The sequence below is a fragment of the Burkholderia sp. Ac-20384 genome, assembly GCF_017104605.1.
Taxonomy (GTDB): Bacteria; Pseudomonadota; Gammaproteobacteria; order Burkholderiales; family Burkholderiaceae; genus Burkholderia; species Burkholderia lata.
In genome coordinates this window covers 1-2,056 of sequence record NZ_JAAGPE010000604.1, presented here as the reverse complement: position 1 = coordinate 2,056, position 2,056 = coordinate 1, and the positions used below count along the sequence as shown (strand labels likewise).

Genomic DNA, 2,056 nt, shown 5'->3' with positions numbered 1-2,056 from the left:
CGCGCAGCCCGTCACGGGCGCGGCCGCCGGCCCGCTCGATCCGGAGCCGACGCGCTGGCTCGCGGTGTTCGGCGGCGCGACCAACGTCGCGTCGCTCGATGCGGTTGCGACCACGCGCTTGCGTGTGGTCGTACGCGATCCGTCGGCGGTCGATCGCGATCGCCTCGGTGCGCTCGACGTCGCGTGGGTGTCGCTCGACACGTTCCACATCGTCTGCGGCAACGCGGCGGCACGCTATGCCGAACAGCTCGGCGCGCGCCTGCCGCCGTCGGGCAGCGGGGCGGCCGTACAACCGGCCTGATGCGATGAAGCCGGCCTGATCCGCCATGCGGGTTCGGGCCGGCCGGCAAAACGAAAACGGCTTGCGATGCGTCGCAAGCCGTTTTTCTTTGGTGCGGGCAATGGAGGGTGCGATGCGCCCGCCAGCATTGCGCATCGCATGGTCGCTCAGCCGTTCACGGATTCGTCAGCGTGAAGGTCGGCTTCCGGTAGCCGAAGCCGGCCCGGTCGAGCTTCGGCAATTCGCGTTGCGTGAGCAGCGTCGCGAAGCCGGCCCAGTCGCGCTGCAGCGCGGCCGTGTCGACGTGATGCGTGTCGCCACGCTTGAAGCGCACGCCGGCCGCATACGGCAGCTCCCAGTCGGCCCGGTGCCACGCGCGCTCGGCGAGCGCGAGCAGCCGCGGATAGGCCATGTACTCGAGGAAGGTGTCGTTGCGCATCACCTCGCCCCACGCCTGTCCCTGCATGCCTTCGATGCGCGGTGCGGGGCCCGTGCCCGTCACCTCGAACGTGTTGCCGTCACGGTCGCCCATCACTTCGGCGTTCTGCGGCAGGTTCTCGGGCGCGAGCGAGAACACCTTGTACTCGTCCGTCGCGTGCGAGCCCCAGTAGTAGCCGCGCTCGCGCGGGTTGAGCGTGTACGGGAAGTCGAAGTACAGGTAGTCGGGCAGGGCCAGCACCGTCAGGTAGCCCTTGCCGCTCAGGTCGCGTGCGCTATCCGATGCACCCCAGAAGATCGTGTCCCACAGCGACACCATCACGTGGCGCGTGCTGAAGTCCTGCGGCCCGTTCGCATGCTTGATGCCATCCTGCCACGCGGCCATCGTGTCGATCCCGTTCGCGTTGACCGCCGCGCTCACCTGTTGCGCGAAACGCGTCGGCAGCTCGTCGATCGACTTGATCTCGCCGCGCTGGAGCAGTGCCGTGCACGCGGGCGAACGCGCCCACGGCTTGTCCTGCGCGGCGAGATCGATGCGCCCCTTGTTCGGATCGGTACCGTTCAGCGGCTGGAAGCCCGCGCCGAGGAAGATGTTCTTCGCCTCGTCGCCGCCGTAATGCCAGGTGTGCAGCGGCGCCTGCGCGTCCGCATGCATCGCGGCGATCTCGCGGATCACCTTCGACGCGAAATTGAGCGCGCCCGGCACGCACGGGTTCAGGTCGCTGCGCCGGTCGTAGAACTGCACCGTCGTCAGGTTCGACGTGTCCTGCGGATCGAGCAGCCGGTATGCGTTCGCTTCCTGCTCGCGGCCGGACGCATGCAGCCGCTGGTAACGTGCTTCCATCGTCACGACGGCCGCGCGTGCATGCGCGGGCATGTCGATTTCGGGGATGATCTCGACGAAATGCGCGGCCGCGTAGCGCACCAGCGACACGTAGTCGTCACGCGTCAGGTAGCCGCCGCCCGAGCGGTTGTCCGGGCCGGAGCCGAGCTGCGGCAGCAGGCAGCGTGTCTCGCTCGGGTCGTGGCAGCGGCGTCCCCCGATCCCGGTCAGTTCGGGCAGGCCGGGAATCTCGATGCGCCAGCCCTCGTCGTCGGACAGGTGCAGGTGCAGGCGATTGAGCTTGTATGCGCTCATCTGGTCGATCAGGCGGCGCAGCGTCGCCGGGTGCTTGAAGTTGCGGGCGAGATCGACGTGCATCCCGCGATGCGTGAAGCGCGGTGCATCTTCGACGAGCATCGCCGGGATCGGGCCGCCGCCTGCGGGGGCGAGCGAGTAGAGCGTCTGCACGCCGTAGTAGAGGCCGGCGCGATCGTAGCCTTCGATCAGCACGCCGG

Annotated in this window: 2 protein-coding genes; one reads left to right on the top strand and one right to left on the bottom strand. The window is 68.7% G+C overall.

Going from position 1 to position 2,056, the window contains the following annotated elements; genetic code table 11:
- The coding region (locus G3O00_RS42165) for a PTS transporter subunit EIIB (protein WP_206146546.1) at positions 1-301 on the top strand (301 nt) is incomplete at its 5' end.
- Between the two features lie 154 nt (positions 302-455).
- Here the strand turns inward: G3O00_RS42165 and G3O00_RS42160 are convergent.
- Positions 456-2,056: family 20 glycosylhydrolase (locus G3O00_RS42160; protein WP_206146545.1), on the bottom strand; the 1,601-nt coding region annotated here is incomplete at its 5' end.